This window comes from Salipiger sp. ABF4_146 (assembly GCF_056161345.1).
In genome coordinates this window covers 461292-477344 of the sequence record NZ_JBSWYX010000002.1, presented here as the reverse complement: position 1 = coordinate 477344, position 16053 = coordinate 461292, and the positions used below count along the sequence as shown (strand labels likewise).

The window sequence follows — 16053 nt, the reverse complement described above, 5'->3', positions numbered from 1 at the left end:
GAGTTAGCCCTGTTCGCTGCCGTTGCGGTGCGGCATAATCACCACAAGCGTCGTATGCTGCGTGGGTGGTGACGGTCATTTCAGGCCGAATCGAGCCACCTCGGCGGCCCGCAGCGGCGCAAATTTTTGAACATTTAAGTCCAATTGTTTCTCATTACGTGGATTACCCATGCGACAGATCAGTCTACTTGCTTTGACGAAGTCGACAGGTGGCATTGCCCTCTACAACAAGCTGCTTCTGACCGAACTCCGAAGGATCGGGGTGCGCTCTCACACGCTGTGCCTGTCCGAAAATGCCGAGGCCTACGCGGCCGATCTCGCCAAGCGTGGGCTTGGAGCCGAACCCGTCGAAATGGCGCGCTACAGTATAGATCCGCGCGGTGATGCCCGGGTGCTGCGCCGGGTGGTTTCGGCCAGTCGCGAGCACGAAGCCGATGTGATCGTCTGTCATGGCAGTAAGTCGGGTTTCATTGGTCGCGCCGCCGGACGTCTGACCGGGCGGCCGGTGGTGTACCGGCAGGCGTCGATGCCTTTCCAGCGCAGGGTGCAGGGGGCGAAGGCGCCGCTCTACTGGGCCCTCGATTTCGCGGCGCGCGGCTTTGGCGGGCACATCGTGACCCTGACCGAATACGCACGGCAGCAGACTCTGGCCGCCAAGTTGATGTCGGCAGATCGGATCAGTGTGATCCGCACCGGGGTCGATGTGGCCCGTTTCAAACCGGCGGCGGACCGTGCCGCCCAGCGTGCGGCGCTGGGGCTGGATCCTGATCGTCCGGTGGTCGGCTGGATGGGGCGAATGGAGCCGCAGAAGGCGCCGCTCGATTACGTCCAGTCCTTGCGGGATCTGGTCGATCGCTACCCTGAGGTGCAGTTCGTCATGGCGGGCGAAGGGCGGATGGAGGCCGAGATCTCGGCGGCGCTGGCGTCGGCAGGATTAGCAGGCCGCGTCGCAATGCTGGGATGGCAGTCAGATCCGGTCCGCGCACTGCAGGCCTTCGACATCTATGTGCTCAGTTCGCATTGGGAGGGGCTGCCGATCACGCTGCTCGAAGCGATGGCGAGCGGCTGCTGCTGCATCTCCACCGATGTGGACGGCTGTTCGGACGCGCTTGAGGACGGCGTCAGTGGCCGTCTTGTAAGTGCCGGCGATACCGGAGCACTCGCGCAGGCGCTCGACAGCGTGCTGCGTGATCCAGACCTGCGTGACCGCTACGCCGAAGCGGGGCGGCATCGCGCTGTGACGCTGTTCGATAAGGAAACCATGGTGGCAAAGTGGGTGGACCTGCTGTCGACCCTGACCGCCGGGACAACGGCGCTCCCGGTCGCAGGGCAGGCCGAGCAAGCGCCGGAGGGCGGGCAATGATCGGCAAATCTTCGTCCCTCACGCACAAGACTGACGTCGTAGAGCCAGCGGCCGGGCGGTCACTGCGCATCTGCATGATCATCTCGTCCTACCATCCCATTGTCGGCGGGGCCGAGAAACAGGTGGCGCAACTGGCGGGGCTGATGACCGCGCAGGGGCATAAAGTCTATATCCTGACCCGCCGCTATCCGGGGCTGGCTGCGAGCGAGACCATCGACGGCGTCGAAGTGCGCCGCATCGCCATGCCCAAGCCGATGAAGGGCATGGGCTTCATTCTCGGCGCCGCGCGCATGGTGCGTACGCTCAATCCCGACGTGATCCATTGTCACTCGCTGTTCTCACCGTCACTGGCCGGGGCGCTTGGCAAGAAACTGACCGGGGCCCCGCTGCTCTCGAAGCCGATGTGCGGAGGCGAGGCCACCTCGATCGCGCAAAAGCCGCTGGGACGCCGCCGCATTGCGTACATGGGGCGCACGGTAGACCGCTTCCCGATGGTCAGCCATGAGATCGAGACCGAACTGACCGGGCTGGGCATTCCCGAAAGCAAGCTGCGGTTCATTCCCAATGGCGTCGATGGCGAGCGCTTCCGTCCGGCGCGCACTCAGGTCGAAAAGGACACGCTGCGCCTGCGTTTCGGACTTCCTTCCGGGCCGCTGTTTCTGTTCGCAGGCAGGCTGGCAGCGCAGAAGCGCCTGCCGCTGCTGCTCGAAGCTTGGTCGGACATCCGCGAGCGTATCCCTCAGGCGACGCTGGCGATTGCCGGGGCGAACCGCGCCTCCGGCAGCTATCAGGCGACCTTCGGCGAGGCCGATGAAATCCCCGCCGAGCTGATGCAGCAACCCGGAGTGCGCATGCTAGGGCACGTGGCCGACATGCCAAATCTGCTGCGCGCGGTGGATGTTTTCGTGCTGCCCTCTGCGCGCGAAGGCTTGTCGAATGCGCTGCTGGAGGCCTGCGCGTCAGGGCTGGCCTGCGTGACGGCACGCACCGGCGGCGCGATGGATTTCATCGTCGACGGGGAGAACGGCACGCTGTTCGACGTGGACGACCGTGCTGCGCTCGGCCATGCGCTGGAGGCACTGGCTGGCGATGCCGATCTGCGCGACCGGCTTGGCCTCGCGGCGCTGCGCACAGTGGCGCGCGACTATGATATCCGCCAGACCGCGCGGTCCCTGCTTGGTCAATATGTGGAGCTTGGTGCCGGCGCGGTGACCGGGGCAGGGGGCGCATGAGATGACCGATACCGCCCCGATCTTTCTCCTCGGCCTGCAGCGCGGCGGCACCAACCAGATGCTCAATGCGCTGCGCTCGCACCCAGATACCGTCTGGCCCGAGGGCGAGATGCACGAAGTGCTGCGTCCCAAGCCCAAAGCGCGCGCGGATGTCCTGCACACGCTCGCCGGTTACCTGCCGACAGTGCTGCGCAGCGGCGACATCATGAACCCGCGGCAGCCAGCCGGACCATTGCGCCCCCGCGACCGGGCATGGATCGCCCGCGAGCTGGCCCGCGCCACGCAACGCAACCTGCCTGAAGTGCGCCGTTACAAACGTGCGCTCGCGGCGCAGGGGCTGGGTCCGTGCTTTCCTTCGGGGCGCGGACGCATGGTGCTTAAGGTGATGAACTACAACATCGGGCTCGCCGCCGATCTGGACCGCATCTATCCCGGCGCGCGGTTCGTCGGGTTGGTGCGCGATCCCTACGGCATCTGCGAGAGTATGATGGCGCGCGGAGGTGATCCGGCGAAGATTCTCGAACTATACCGCTACTTCGGCGAGAGCTTACTGCGCCTCGAGCAGCGCGGCCTGCCGCTGAAAGTGGTGCGGCTGGAGGATATGATTGGTGATTTCCGTAATTGCGTGGACGAGGTGTTCGATCTTTGCGGCCTAGCGCCCAACGCGACGCAGGGCCTGTGCCTGCAGAGCAAGGAGCGGATCATCGACGCCGACGGGCGGGTGATCGGCACCCGCAAGGTTGATACGTTTCATGCCTTTGACCGCGTGAACCACCATATGCGCGGTGACATCAACGATGCCGCGCGCGCCGAACTGGCACCCGAGGTGGCCGGATTGGTCCAGAAGAACTGCGCGGCGATCATGGAGCGCTTCGGCTACCTCGCGCCCGCGGCCTTGGGGTGATGCGCGCGGCACAGCAAAGCCGCACATCGCCTCGGAAACCTGCTTGACGGCACTCCGTAAGAAACTTATGGAGTGCCACACCCCCGGCGAGTTGGCGGAGTGGTGACGCAGCGGATTGCAAATCCGTGTACACCGGTTCGATTCCGGTACTCGCCTCCAAACACCCCCAGACATTTCGTAATGATCGCGGTCCCGATCCGGGGACGGGTGTGGTGTGTCCGGTCGCTGCGTATGTTCGTTGGCGCGTCCCTAGAAGGTGCGCTGCGCAGGCCGCGCCGAAACCCGTCTTCCCGATACATATTTTGATCAGCATTTGGTGTCTCGTCGCCAGACTGCCTGCATCTTCACCATCTTTGTGCATGGCACGCGGAAATCGGCAAAAATTAATTTTACCGTTTGGTCAAAAAACGCCTGATGAGGACAGACCGGCGCGCAAGCCGGCCCACTTATGTCCGCACATGGAGGCACGCATGGAAATCGGGGTATTCCTTCCCATCGGCAACAACGGCTGGCTCATCTCCGAGACCGCGCCGCAGTACAAGCCGAGCTTCGAACTCAACAAGGAGATCACGCTGAGTGCCGAGAAATACGGGCTCGACTTCGTGCTCACCATGATCAAGTTGCGCGGCTTTGGCGGCAAGACCGAGTTCTGGGACCACAACCTTGAGAGCTTTACGCTGATGGCCGGGCTCGCCGCCTGCACCAGCAAGATCAGGCTCTACGCCACCGCCGCCTCGCTGGTGATGCCGCCGGCGATCGTCGCGCGGATGGCCTCGACCATCGATTCCATCTCGGGCGGGCGGTTCGGCGTCAATCTCGTGACCGGATGGCAAAAGCCCGAATACAGCCAGATGGGCATGTGGCCGGGCGACGAGTTCTTCAGCACGCGCTACAAATATCTGGCGGAATACGCGCAGGTGCTGCGCGACCTGTGGGAGACCGGCAAGAGCGATCTCAAGGGAGAGTTTTTCCAGATGGAAGACTGCCGTCTCAGTCCTCAGCCGCAGGCCGACATGAAGGTGATCTGCGCCGGTTCGTCCGATGCAGGCATGGCGTTCTCGGCGCAATATGCCGACTACAACTTCTGCTTCGGCAAGGGGGTGAACACCCCGCAGGCCTTTGCGCCCAATGCCGAACGTCTGAAGGAGGCCACCGCCAAGACAGGTCGCGATGTCTCGACCTATGCGCTCTTCATGATCATCGCCGATGAGACCGACGAGAAGGCCCGCGCCAAGTGGGAGCTTTACAAGGAGGGTGCCGACGAAGAGGCGCTGGCGTGGCTCGGCCTGCAGAGCGCGGCCGATACCAAATCGGGCGCGGACACCAACGTGCGGCAGATGTCCGACCCGGTCTCGGCGGTGAACATCAATATGGGCACGCTGGTGGGGTCCTATGAAACCGTCGCAAAGATGCTCGACGAAGTGGCAGAAGTGCCCGGCACGGGCGGCGTTCTGCTGACATTCGACGATTTCGTGCAGGGCGTCGAGGATTTCGGCTCCAAGATCCAGCCGCTCATGGCCTGCCGCAAGTCGGTTCAGGTCTCCGAACCCGCATGAGGCCGAATATGGACGTCACAGCCCAACCCGAGAACTTTCCCTTCGATCCCGAGACCACCGCGCTGATCGTGGTGGATATGCAAAACGCCTATGCTACCAAGGGCGGCTATGTCGACCTTGCCGGGTTCGACGTGTCCGGCGCGCGGTCATGTATCGAGAACATTTCGAAGGTGACCAAGGCCTGCCGCGACGCCGGCGTGCTGGTGACCTTCCTGCAAAACGGCTGGGATCCGGCCTATGTCGAGGCCGGCGGGCCAGAATCGCCGAACGTCAAGAAGTCAAACGCTATCAAGACCATGAAGAAGCGCCCCGAGCTTTGGGGCCAGCTTCTGGCCAAGGGCGGCTGGGACTATGACATCATCGACGAGCTTGATCCGCAGGAGGGGGATCTGCTGATCCCCAAGCCGCGCTACTCGGGCTTTTTCAACTCCTACCTCGACAGCGCGCTGCGCTCGCGCGGGATCAAGACGCTGGTCTTCACCGGCATCGCCACCAACGTCTGCGTGGAAAGCTCGCTGCGCGATGCGTTCCACCTCGAGTACCACTGCCTGATGCTCGAAGACGCCACCAACCACCTCGGCCCGGACTTCATCCAGAAGGCCTCGGTCTACAACGTCGCCACCTTCTTCGGCTGGGTGGCCAAGACCGACGACTTCTGCGCCGCGCTCACCTCCAAGGAAGAAAAGGAACTTTCGAATGCCTAAGACTCCCGTGATCCCCGAAGGCACCGGCAAGCCGCTCGCACCCTATCTGCCGGGCGTGCTGGCCGACGGGGTGGTGTATGTGTCGGGCACCTTGCCCTTCGATAAGGAAAACAACGTCGTGCACGTGGGCGATGCGGCGGCGCAGACCAAGCATGTGCTGGAAACGATCAAGTCGGTGGTCGAGAAGGCCGGCGGCACGATGGACGACGTGGTGATGAACCATATCTTTGTCACCGACTGGGCCAACTACGCCGCGGTGAACGAGGTCTATGCCAGCTACTTCCCAGGCGACAAGCCGGCGCGCTACTGCATCCAATGCGGTCTGGTGAAGCCCGATGCGCTGGTCGAGATCGCCACGGTCGCGGTCATCAAGTAATGGAATTTACCCATCTGAAGTGCGGGCGCGATGGTGCCCGCACGCTTGTTTTGTGCTCGGGTCTCGGCGGTGCACAGGGCTATTGGGGTCCGCATCTGGAGGCGCTGAAGCCGCGCTTCGATCTCATTCTCTACGACCAGCGCGGCACCGGCGCGAATGCCGAAGCGCTGGGGCGGACCACGATCGCCGACATGGCCGATGACGTGCTGCAGATCTGCGATGCAGCCGGGGTCGACAGGTTCGACCTGATGGGGCACGCGCTCGGCGGGCTGGTCGGCTTCGATCTGGCGGCACGCGCGCAGCGCCGCGCCCAGCGGGTTGTGGCGATCAATGCCTGGCCCAAGATCGACGCCCATACCGCGCGCTGTTTCGACATCCGTCTGGCAGCGTTGGAAGAGCAGGGGCTCGCGGCGTTTGCCGCTCTGCAGATGAACTTCCTCTACCCTCCCTTCTGGATCGCCGGGTTCCCCGAGAAGATCGCCGCCGAAGAGGCGCATGCGGTTGCGCATTTCCAAGGGGCGGAGAATATCACCCAGCGCATCGGCGCGCTGCGCAGCTTCCGGTTGCCGGAGGAGATGACGGGGCAGGGCATTTTGCTTGTTGCGAGCAAGGATGACGCGCTGGTCGATGTGGGCCAGTCCGAGCGGCTGGCCGAGCGCCTGCCTGGCGCCAAATTGGTCGTCTTTGACCAAGGTGGCCACGCTGTGAACCTGACCAAACGCGAGGCTTTCGAAGCGGCCGTGCTGCCATTCCTTTCGGCGGCCTGAGGTCGAAGGGCGGGACCAGATTTCCTTGGCTTGGCAGAGCGCCGGCCCCTGCACTGGGACCGGCGCGCTTTGCGTTTCGTCTATGAGCGCACGCGCCGCGCGAAGATATGCCGATATTTTAGATCGGCTGTCTGTCTTGTCGTAGAGTTTCGGGCGTTGAACGTCTCGGCTCTCTGGACAATCCCGCAGGTGCCACGCACCGTCCGCCTGACTTTAAGGAAAGGACCCCCCATGGCCCATGAGATGCAGAGACCCTCCGCTCCGGCGCCGCTGCGCAACGTCGATCTTGACGCCGACGAGATTCAGCAGGCGCGCGTCGATCTCGCCGCAACGCTGCGCATGGCGGCGCGCTATGGGCTGGAAGAGGGCATCTGCAACCACTTCTCCGCCGTGGTGCCGGGCCATCCCGACCTTTTCCTCGTCAACCGTCTGGGCGATGCCTTTGCCGAGGCGAAGGCGTCGAGCCTGCTGATCTGTGACTTTGACGGTCATGTGCTGCAGGGGGAGGGCGAGCCGGAGGCCACGGCCTTTTACATCCACGCCCGACTGCACAAGCGGCATCCACGGGTCGGCGCGGCCTTCCACACGCATATGCCCAATGCCACAGCGCTGACCATGATCGAGGGCGAGCCGCTGGTCTGGGCCGGGCAGACCGCGCTGAAATTCTACGGGCGCACCGTGGTCGATGAAGCGTACAACGGGCTGGCGCTGGACAATGACGAGGGCGACCGGATCGCCGAGGCCATGGGCGAGGCTGACGTGATCTTCATGCGCAACCACGGTGTCATGGTCTGCGCCCCCAACATCGCCGAGGCGTGGGACGATCTTTATTACCTCGAGCGCGCCGCCGAAGTGCAACTCAAGGCGATGGCCTCGGGCCGCCGGTTGATCCCGGTTTCTGAGGCGCTGGCGGAGAAGACCGCAAAGCTCATGCGCGAGGGGGATCCCGAAAGCGCGCGGATGCATCTGGAGAGCATCAAGCGCCAACTCGATGTCTCCTCGCCCGGGTTCCGCGACTGATCCGGCAGGCGGTCAGCCGGCGACGATGACCTCGACGCCGGCGGCTTCCAGCGCGTCGGCCAGAGCGCCGGTTGGCGCGGCGTCTGTCACCAGCGTGTCGATCTGCGACAGCCCGGCCACCTGAACCAGAGCGTTGACCGCGAACTTGCTCTGATCGGCCAGCACAACGCAGCGCGCGGCGCGCGCGGCATAGGTGCGCTTGATCTCGGCGTCTTCGATGCAGAAGTCGAAGATGCCGGCCTCGGTGATCGACGAGACGCCCAAAAAGGCGACATCGAACCACAGCTTGCTGGCCTGCTCCATGGTCACCGGCCCGACCAGAGACATGGCGGCGGGGCGCATTTTGCCGCCCAGCATGTAGACTTCGGCCCGTGTCTCCAGCGCGGCGACACGCAGGCTGTTGCTGAACAGGCGCCGCGCCGGATCGCCCACCATCAGCCGCGCCAGTTCCAGAACCGTGGTGCCGATGTCGAGCGCCACCATCTCTTGGGGCCCGGCCAGAGACAGCGCCGCCCGGGCGATGCGGCTCTTGGCGTCGGCGTTCTGGCGCTGCCGGTCGCAGAAGAACGGCGCGGGCGCGGGATCTGGCGGGCAGCTGTTGCTGAGGATCGCGCCGCCGTGGGTGCGGCGCAGGTCGCCGCGCTCTTCCAGATCGCTGAGATCGCGGCGCACGGTCATCTCTGACACGCCAAACATGCCAGCAAGATCGGTGGACGACATGAAGCCCTTCTCGCGGATGATCTGCGCGATGCGGTCCTTGCGCACCACACCCATCATCCGGGGCGCGGATTTCTCGGCGGCGGTCTTGGCTGGGCGTGCTTTGGCTGGGCGTGCTCTGGCTGGGCGTGCTCTGGCTGGGCGTGCAGGTGTCTCGGCTGTCATGGTCGGGTCAACGCCTGCGGGGCCGAATGGATTGCTTCGGCTGCATGGCGTGCTCCTGATGGCGGGCGCTGCCCAAGCGTGGCGGCACCGATGAAACTAAGCTTACACGAGGGCACATAGTCCAACAAAAGATAACGCGTGGTTAACTAACGAAGGTCCGACTCGATGGTGTCTGGTGCCTGCATATGCGACGCCACGTCCCTTTCCAAGCGCGATGAAACCCCGTTACATGGAACCATGACCCGCGCGCTCGCTCATCGTCTGATGCTGCTCGCCACCGTGCTCACGGTGGCGCTGGCGAGCGTTGTCTTCGCGGCGCGCATGGCCCCCGAGGACGCTTCGCAGGCCGCCGCGCTCGAAACCTATCTCGCCATGGGCGGCACGCTGGCCGAGCTTTGCGACGGGCAGGAGGCGCATCACGCGCATCAGTGTCCGATCTGCCACCTGCTGCCCGAAGCGCCGCGGGTGGGTGTGGACCGTCCGTCGCAGCGGGTCGCTCCCGCCTTCGACGTCGCACTCTTGCGCGATCTGGCCACCCGCCCGCAGCGCGGCGATCCACATCGCTCGGCACGGGCGCCGCCGGTCTTGGTCTGAGTGCGCCGCCGCCTGATCGGCGCGCGCGCAGCAGCGATCTTTCCCGATTTCGCGAGGGCTGACCTCGCCCTGATCATGCGCAGGCTGCGGTGCGTCCGCGCGCGCGAGGAGACCAAGATGAAGACCACCCTGATAACCGCCCTCGGCCTTGCCGTTCTTGCCGCGGGCACTGCCCGCGCCGAAGGCCCGACGACCCAAAAGATGAGCCATGCGACGAGCCAAGGCGAGATGCCCGCCTCCGCTGCGGCAGAAACCCGTTTCGAGCTTGGGGCGCTGGTGATCGAGAACCCGTTCTCGCGTGCGTCCCTGCCCAACCAGCCGGTCGGCGGCGGGTTCCTCACGGTGACCAACACCGGCGCCGAGGATGACCGGCTGATCGCCGCCAGCGCCGCGCCCGAGAGGGCCGACCATATGGAGATCCACGAGATGGCGATGGACGGGCAGGTGATGAAGATGCGCGAACTGCCGGACGGGCTGCCCATTCCCGCCGGCGCGACGGTCGAGCTGAAACCCGGCGGCTATCACTTGATGCTGATGGGGCTGAAGCAGCCGTTGGTAGCGGGCGAGACGGTCACGGTGACGCTGACCTTCGAGCGCGCGGGCAGCGTCGAGCTGCCGCTGGCCATCGGCGCGCCGAACGCCAAGGGTGGCCAGGGCGGACACGGCCAGATGAAACACGGCGGGTGAGGCGCAACAGATGACCAAACCAGCGATCTCCGCAATCCGGCTGGCGCTCTGGGGGCTGGTGCTGCTCGCCCTCATCGTGCTGCTGTGGTTTCGCGTGCTTGCGCCGCGGCTCGAGCAGGATGTCACCGCCTCGCTGGGGCGGGGCGAGTACCGGCTGACCGCCACCGACGGCAGCACCTTCACCGAGGACAGTCTCGAGGGCGCACCATCGGCGGTGTTCTTCGGCTTCACCCATTGCCCCGAGGTCTGCCCGACCACGCTTGGCGATATCGCGACTTGGGAAGAGGGGCTGGGCGCGGATGCGCAAGACTTGCAGGTGTTTTTCGTCACCGTCGACCCTGAGCGCGACAGCGTCGAGCAACTGGAGGACTATGTCTCATGGGTGCCCGGCGTGCGCGGTGTGTCTGGCCCGCCCGAGGAAGTCGACAAGGCCATCAAGGCGTTTCGCATCTATGCCGGGCGCGTGCCGCTGGACGACGGCGGCTACACGATGGATCATTCGGCGATGGTGCTGCTGTTCGATGAGCGCGGCGACTATGCCGGGCTGATCAACTATCAGGAGGATTACGACCGGGCGCTTGGCAAGTTGCAGGCGCTTGTGGCCGGGTCCTGACGGCAGGCGCTCGCCGAAATCTCGTGTCGCCCCTTGCCGAGAGGGCAGGGGCGCGCCACTCTTCCCGCAAAGCACACAAGAGGCGGAGCGGGCAGAGATGGGCAGCACGAGACGAACTTTCCTTTTTTCCGGGGGCGCGCTGGCGTTGCTCGCCGGATGTGGCGGAGGCAGCGGCTATAGCGCGGCCGAGGCGCCAACCGATCCGATGCTCTTGCCCCAGCCGAACCCCGGCTGGGATGCTTGGGTTGCGTCGTTCCGCGGGCGGGCGCTGTCGCAGGGCATCTCCGGCGGCACCTTCGACACGGCGTTCCGCTCTGCCGGGTTCTTGCCGGGCGTGATCGAGCGCGACCGCAGCCAGACCGAGTTCACCCGCACGCTCGAGGACTACCTCGCGATCACCGCCAACGAGCAGAAAGTCAGCCAAGGGCGGGCGGAACTGCGCCGCAACATGGGCGTGCTGCGCGAGATCGAGGCGCGCTACGGCGTGCCGCCGCATGTGGTCTGCGCGGTCTGGGGCATGGAAAGCAGCTACGGTACCCGGCGCGGCAGTATTCCGGTGATCTCGGCCTGCTCGACGCTGGCTTACGACGGGCGGCGCGGTGCGTTCTTCGAGGCGCAGACGCTGGCCGCCCTGCGCATCTTGCAGCGCGGCGACACAAGGTCTTCGGAGCTGACCGGCAGTTGGGCCGGGGCCATGGGCCACACGCAGTTCATTCCCACCACCTACCAGAGCTATGCGGTGGATTTCCGCGGTGATGGGCGGCGCGATATCTGGTCGGAAGACCCGACCGACGGGCTGGCTTCGACCGCCAACTACCTGTCGCGCAGCGGCTGGCGGCAAGGCGAGCCCTGGGGCCTCGAAGTGATTTTGCCAGCCGGCGGGGCTTCGATGGCTGGCGGCACGCGCAGCGGATCGGGTTGGTCGGCGGCGGGCGTGCGCGCGGCGTCCGGCGGATCGCTCCCCGCGGGGTCCGGCAAACTGCTGTTGCCGGAAGGGGCGGCAGGGCCGGCCTTCCTCGTCTATCGCAACTTCAACGTCATCCTGCGCTACAACAACGCGCAGAATTACGGGATCGGCGTCGGGCACCTTTCAGACCGGCTGCTGGGCGCGGGACCGCTGCGCGGCAGCTTCCCCCCCGACCGCTATGGGCTGACCATCGACGACCGGCGTGACCTGCAGCGGCGGCTGACCGCTGCGGGCTTTGACGCGGGCGCGCCCGACGGGGTGCTTGGCAGCAAGACCACGGCGGCGATCGAGGGCTATCAGGTGCGCAATGGCTTGCCGGTCACCGGCACGCCCTCGCAGGCGCTGCTGGCGCGGCTGCGGCGCGGCTGAGCCGCGCCGCCAATTGGCCTTTCAGACGGTCGCCGTGCCTGCGGTAAGCGCGGCCTTGATGTCGTCGAGGGTCTTCTTCTCGGCGTCCGAGACCGCCTCGCCGCCAAAGCCCAGAAAGCCCCCTTCTTTCGCGGCTTCGGCGGTGCGCGTGGCGGTCTCAACGAGGAACTCCGCGAACCCCGGTGCTTCTTCTGGCGCGGTGGTCTTGACCAGCCCGAGGATCACACTCAGCCGGGCGACGGCGGCATCGGTGATCTCCTGCGGTTTCTTGCCCTTCACCAGTGCCTTGACCCCGTCCATCGCGGCCGAGCGGCCCTCGGAGCTTTTGTAGGCTTCGGCCACTTCGGCGGCCAGCGTGCCGGTGCCGTCCTCGGTTGCGTGGTCTTTCAGCGAGCCCGCCATCGCCGCGCTTTCCTGCACCGCGCCGATCAGCCCGCCGGGATCGGCGGCGGTGATCGCAAGGCCTGCCAGCATCGGGGCCTCGAGAACCGCAGCCCAGTCGGTCTCGGTGAATTTTTCCTTGAGTGCCATGAGAGAGCCTCCGCTCGTTTGAGGGGCCGCGCAGGACGCAAGGCATATGCGAGAGGCGCGGCGCGGGCCGAAAACTGCGGCCCTTGCGGTCTGAAATGATCCGCGCTGCCGAAAACAGGCAAGGGCAGGCGGCTGAGTCCATCTGCGATGGTCCCCGGATACTAGCGCAACCTAAGCGTGCGGGCTAGTTAGGGTTTGTCGGACGGTGTCTCGGGGCGCAGCGCAGAGGCTGTTCCGCTGCCGGAGGCATGCTGCGGGCGGTCCGGCCTTCGGCACACTCAGAGCGATTTCAGGCGTGATGGGTATCGCTACAATGCTGGCCGCGCCTAGACGACCTCGATGACCGTCTTGTCGATGGCCAGATGATAGCCCTTGCGCGCGATGTTGCGGACCAAAAGCTCGCTCACCAATTGGTTTCCCAGACCGTCGCGCAATCTCTTGATGCGGGTGGCGCCCGCGGCCTCCTCGCAGTCGCTGGCATCGCGGCCCGAGATCATCGCCTCAATCTGCGCGCCGCTCAGCATCTCGTCGTCCATCCGCGCCTCGGCCAGCACCGAAAGGGTCTCGATCATCGCCGGGGTCAGTTTGAAGCCCATGGTGTTGAGGTAGACCATATTCTCTTCGCGGCTGATGATCAGAGAACTGACCTGAATGCCCGAGCGCTCGATCTGCGCCATGCGCCTGTTCATCCCCGCCAGCATCACCAGAAACACCAGCGCCGCGACCAGCATCGCGGCGGCAAAGATCAGCAGCACGAAGATCACCATGCGGTAGCTGGCCAGAGTGTCGGCAAAGGCGGTGCCCGAGAGCGCGAGGATCTCCAGCAGCTTCACCTCGGCCTGCGCGGTGAGATCGTGCTCAACGAAGATGCGCTCGACGCGGGCGTTGAAGGCGTTGCCGTCGGGCAGGGTCAGCATCAGCAGCCCGCCTGCAAGGGCCAGCAGCGCGACTATGGCAAGAATGCCGAAGGTAACGATCCGCCCGCCGGTGCGGCGCGCGTCAGTAGCGGAGATAGAACTCGCCGGCATTGGTCTTCTTTTCTTCCGAGGGTTCCTGCTCCGACAGGCCGACGATGCTCAGCAATGTCCAGTTGTTGCGGTCCAGCCGGATTTCCAGCTGCGCCGCGGCGGTGTTCTTTGTCGGGCATTCGGGTGTGGGAAGCAATGCGATCCCGTACTGCAGGCGCAGCGGATCGTCCTGCTTTGCCTTGTACTCCGCATAGCACTGTGCCTGCGCCGCGGACGCGGCGAGACCGGCGATAAGGGAAAGGGCGACAAGCGGCGTATTCATAGCCAAAGACTGAGCGCGCCGCGGCGGCAATTCAATAGCCCCAGACGGATAGGCGCCGGATATCCGATAACATCAGGGGGATATTGCCTGTTTTCCCGAGGCGGAGGGAGGAGTGGATAGATCGCGGCGGCTGCCGTGGTTTGCTCAGGTTCCCCCAGAAGGAGACAGCCCATGTCCAGAAAGTTCATTGCCGCCATTCTTGCCGCCTCGCTGGCGGTCACCGGGATTGCCGCCGGATCAGCCCGCGCCGCCGATGCCAAGGATGTGGCCAAAGTGCTGGGCACGGCGGCGGTTGTCTACATGATCGGCAAGGCGGTCAGCGAGGCGCGCGCCAATGCGCGTGATGATGACGATGACAAAAAGCGGCAGACCCCGCAGGTGCAGAGCCGCAGAGCGGACGCCGCGCCACATCTGCCGCGCCCCTACCGCTTTGAGCCCTCAAAGAGAGACCGCTTCGACCGGCGTTCGGAAGCCGGGCTGCGTGGCGTGCTGCCCGGCGCCTGCCGGCGCGAGGTGCGCGGAGCGCGCGGTGATGTCTTGCTTCGCTCCTGCCTGCGCGCCGCCGCCGTCCGCACAAAGGCGCTGCCGGACCAGTGCAAAAGCACGGTCCGGCTCGGCAAGGACCGCGAGCAGGCGTTTTCGGTGCGGTGCCTCGAGCAATCGGGCTGGCGCGTGGTTGGGCGCAGCGCGCAGCGAGGGGCCGAGCGCAACAGCGCGTGGAACCGCGAGTGGCGGCAGGGTGGGCGACACGACTGAGCGCGCCGCAAGAACACGACGCACGACCACTAAGTCCGACCACGACGCCTGATCGGGCTCAGTGCATGTCCTGCGGCAGCAACAGGTTGAGCAGGATCGACAGCCCCGCCGCCGGCAACAGGCCGGAGGTCAGCAGCACCTGTGCCGTCTGCGGCAGGTGCTGCAGCGCCGACGGCTCGAGTTGCAGCCCGAAGCCCACCGACAGCGAGATGGCGAAGATCACCATGTTGCGGCGGTTCCACACGACCTCCGAGAGCATGTTCACCCCCGCCGCGCAGACCATGCCGAACATCACGATCACCGCGCCGCCCAGCACATTGATCGGCACCGTCGAGACTGCCGCCCCGACTTTCGGAACCAGCCCGCAGACGATCAGGAAGAGCGCGCCGATGGTCACCACATGGCGGCTCATCACGCCGGTCATCGAGATCAGCCCGACGTTCTGGCTGAACGAAGTGTTGGGCAGCCCGCCAAAGACCCCGGCCACCGCCGAGCCCAGCCCGTCGGCGAAGGTGGCGCCGCCAACCTCGCGGTCGGTCGCCTCGCGCCCAGCACCGCCCTTGGTGATGCCCGAGACGTCGCCCACGGTCTCGATCGCCGAGATGATCGCCATGAAGCACATGCCGATGATGATCGCGGCGTTGAATTCAATGCCCCAGCGGAACGGCATGGGCAGTTCGAACACCGGCGCGTTGGCGACGCTGGCAAAGCTGACCTGCCCCATGAAAAAGGCCACTACGTAGCCGGCGATCAGCCCGACCAGCACCGCCGAAAGCGACAAGAGCCCCTGGGTGAAGAACTTCACCGCCAGCGTCACGAGGATCACCACCAGCGCGGGTGCCCACATGGCAAGGCTGCCGAACTCAGGGGTGCCCAGCTTCGGCACGCCGCCGGCGGCGTATTGAATGCCCACCTTCAGCAGCGCCAGCCCGATCATCAGCACGATCAGCCCGGTGACCAGCGGCGGCAGGGCGTGGCGGATCTTGGTGACGATGAAGCCAAGGCAGAAGTGGAATACGCCGCCGATCATGATGCCGGTCATCAGCCCGGCCATCCCGGCCACCCCCTGTCCGGCGACCGCCGGGATCATCACTGGCAGAAAGGCAAAGGAGGTGCCCTGCACGATCGGCAGCCGCGCGCCCACCGGGCCTAGGCCGATCGACTGGAACAGCGTGGCAATGCCGGCAAACAGCATCACCATCTGGATCATGTAGATCATGTTGGGAAAGTCGGGGCTGTTCGAGCCGTAGCCGAAACCCGCCGCCCCGGCGATGATGATCGCCGGGGTGACGTTTGAGGCGAACATGGCCAGCACATGCTGCAGTCCCAGCGGCACGGCCTTGCCGAGCGGCGGCATGTAATTGGGATCGCTCAGCTGTTCCGGCGTGCCGATCGGGTGGCCCTTGGGGGCGGTTGCGTCAGTCATTCCATAGTCTCCCTCG

Annotated in this window: 18 protein-coding genes and 1 tRNA gene; 14 read left to right on the top strand and 5 right to left on the bottom strand. The window is 65.4% G+C overall.

What is annotated here, in order from left to right; genetic code table 11:
* Window positions 1-169 precede the first annotated feature (169 nt).
* From ACXAJT_RS05100 to ACXAJT_RS05060, 9 genes are all read left to right on the top strand, one after another.
* Window positions 170-1363: a glycosyltransferase gene (locus ACXAJT_RS05100; RefSeq protein ID WP_475233454.1), complete on the top strand. Its 1194-nt coding sequence runs from the start codon at window positions 170-172 to the stop codon at window positions 1361-1363.
* Window positions 1360-2595 (top strand): glycosyltransferase family 4 protein, encoded by a 1236-nt coding sequence (locus tag ACXAJT_RS05095; protein WP_475233450.1) that lies wholly within the window; start codon window positions 1360-1362, stop codon window positions 2593-2595. Before ACXAJT_RS05100 ends, ACXAJT_RS05095 begins: the two co-directional genes overlap by 4 nt.
* A 1-nt stretch (window position 2596) precedes the next feature.
* Entirely contained in the window at window positions 2597-3499 is a 903-nt protein-coding gene (locus ACXAJT_RS05090) for a sulfotransferase (RefSeq protein ID WP_475233448.1), read from the top strand.
* A gap of 85 nt (window positions 3500-3584) precedes the next feature.
* Window positions 3585-3658, top strand: a tRNA-Cys gene (locus tag ACXAJT_RS05085).
* A gap of 311 nt (window positions 3659-3969) precedes the next feature.
* Complete coding sequence (rutA, locus tag ACXAJT_RS05080; protein WP_475233447.1) at window positions 3970-5055, top strand: pyrimidine utilization protein A; 1086 nt, start codon at window positions 3970-3972, stop codon at window positions 5053-5055.
* Window positions 5056-5063: 8 nt separating this feature from the next.
* A complete protein-coding gene (locus ACXAJT_RS05075) occupies window positions 5064-5759 on the top strand; it encodes an isochorismatase family protein (protein ID WP_475233446.1) in 696 nt (231 codons plus the stop codon).
* Window positions 5752-6135, top strand: coding sequence for a pyrimidine utilization protein C (gene rutC, locus ACXAJT_RS05070; protein ID WP_475233444.1), 384 nt, complete (start codon window positions 5752-5754; stop codon window positions 6133-6135). The genes ACXAJT_RS05075 and rutC overlap by 8 nt, the downstream gene beginning before the upstream one ends.
* Window positions 6135-6902, top strand: a complete 768-nt coding sequence (rutD, locus tag ACXAJT_RS05065; RefSeq protein WP_475233442.1) for a pyrimidine utilization protein D — start codon at window positions 6135-6137, stop codon at window positions 6900-6902. Before rutC ends, rutD begins: the two co-directional genes overlap by 1 nt.
* Window positions 6903-7133: 231 nt before the next feature.
* A complete protein-coding gene (locus ACXAJT_RS05060; RefSeq protein ID WP_475233441.1) occupies window positions 7134-7922 on the top strand; it encodes an aldolase in 789 nt (262 codons plus the stop codon).
* A gap of 12 nt (window positions 7923-7934) precedes the next feature.
* On the opposite strand, the gene ACXAJT_RS05055 is transcribed toward ACXAJT_RS05060, so the two are convergent.
* Window positions 7935-8690, bottom strand: a complete 756-nt coding sequence (locus tag ACXAJT_RS05055; protein ID WP_475233440.1) for a DeoR/GlpR family DNA-binding transcription regulator — start codon at window positions 8688-8690, stop codon at window positions 7935-7937.
* A gap of 351 nt (window positions 8691-9041) precedes the next feature.
* Between ACXAJT_RS05055 and ACXAJT_RS05050 the strand changes: the two genes are divergently transcribed.
* From ACXAJT_RS05050 to ACXAJT_RS05035, 4 genes are all read left to right on the top strand, one after another.
* Window positions 9042-9398, top strand: coding sequence for a hypothetical protein (locus ACXAJT_RS05050; protein ID WP_475233438.1), 357 nt, complete (start codon window positions 9042-9044; stop codon window positions 9396-9398).
* 117 nt (window positions 9399-9515) lie between these two features.
* Entirely contained in the window at window positions 9516-10085 is a 570-nt protein-coding gene (locus ACXAJT_RS05045) for a copper chaperone PCu(A)C (protein WP_475233436.1), read from the top strand.
* 10 nt (window positions 10086-10095) lie between these two features.
* The gene (locus ACXAJT_RS05040) at window positions 10096-10698 is read left to right on the top strand and encodes an SCO family protein (protein ID WP_475233434.1); all 603 of its coding nucleotides are present in this window, start codon (window positions 10096-10098) and stop codon (window positions 10696-10698) included.
* 97 nt (window positions 10699-10795) lie between these two features.
* Complete coding sequence (locus tag ACXAJT_RS05035; RefSeq protein ID WP_475233432.1) at window positions 10796-12034, top strand: lytic murein transglycosylase; 1239 nt, start codon at window positions 10796-10798, stop codon at window positions 12032-12034.
* A 21-nt stretch (window positions 12035-12055) separates the two neighbouring features.
* On the opposite strand, the gene ACXAJT_RS05030 is transcribed toward ACXAJT_RS05035, so the two are convergent.
* From ACXAJT_RS05030 to ACXAJT_RS05020, 3 genes are all read right to left on the bottom strand, one after another.
* Window positions 12056-12565 (bottom strand): hypothetical protein, encoded by a 510-nt coding sequence (locus ACXAJT_RS05030; protein WP_475233431.1) that lies wholly within the window; start codon window positions 12563-12565, stop codon window positions 12056-12058.
* Between the two features lie 326 nt (window positions 12566-12891).
* A complete protein-coding gene (locus ACXAJT_RS05025) occupies window positions 12892-13593 on the bottom strand; it encodes a hypothetical protein (RefSeq protein ID WP_475233429.1) in 702 nt (233 codons plus the stop codon).
* Window positions 13565-13855, bottom strand: coding sequence for a hypothetical protein (locus ACXAJT_RS05020; protein WP_475233427.1), 291 nt, complete (start codon window positions 13853-13855; stop codon window positions 13565-13567). The genes ACXAJT_RS05025 and ACXAJT_RS05020 overlap by 29 nt, the downstream gene beginning before the upstream one ends.
* Window positions 13856-14026: 171 nt before the next feature.
* Here ACXAJT_RS05020 and ACXAJT_RS05015 point away from each other — a divergent pair, with 171 nt between their 5' ends.
* Window positions 14027-14611, top strand: coding sequence for a hypothetical protein (locus tag ACXAJT_RS05015; RefSeq protein WP_475233426.1), 585 nt, complete (start codon window positions 14027-14029; stop codon window positions 14609-14611).
* A 58-nt stretch (window positions 14612-14669) separates the two neighbouring features.
* Here ACXAJT_RS05015 and ACXAJT_RS05010 read toward each other — a convergent pair whose 3' ends face one another.
* Window positions 14670-16037 (bottom strand): uracil-xanthine permease family protein, encoded by a 1368-nt coding sequence (locus tag ACXAJT_RS05010; RefSeq protein ID WP_475233425.1) that lies wholly within the window; start codon window positions 16035-16037, stop codon window positions 14670-14672.
* Between the last annotated feature and the right edge of the window lie 16 nt (window positions 16038-16053).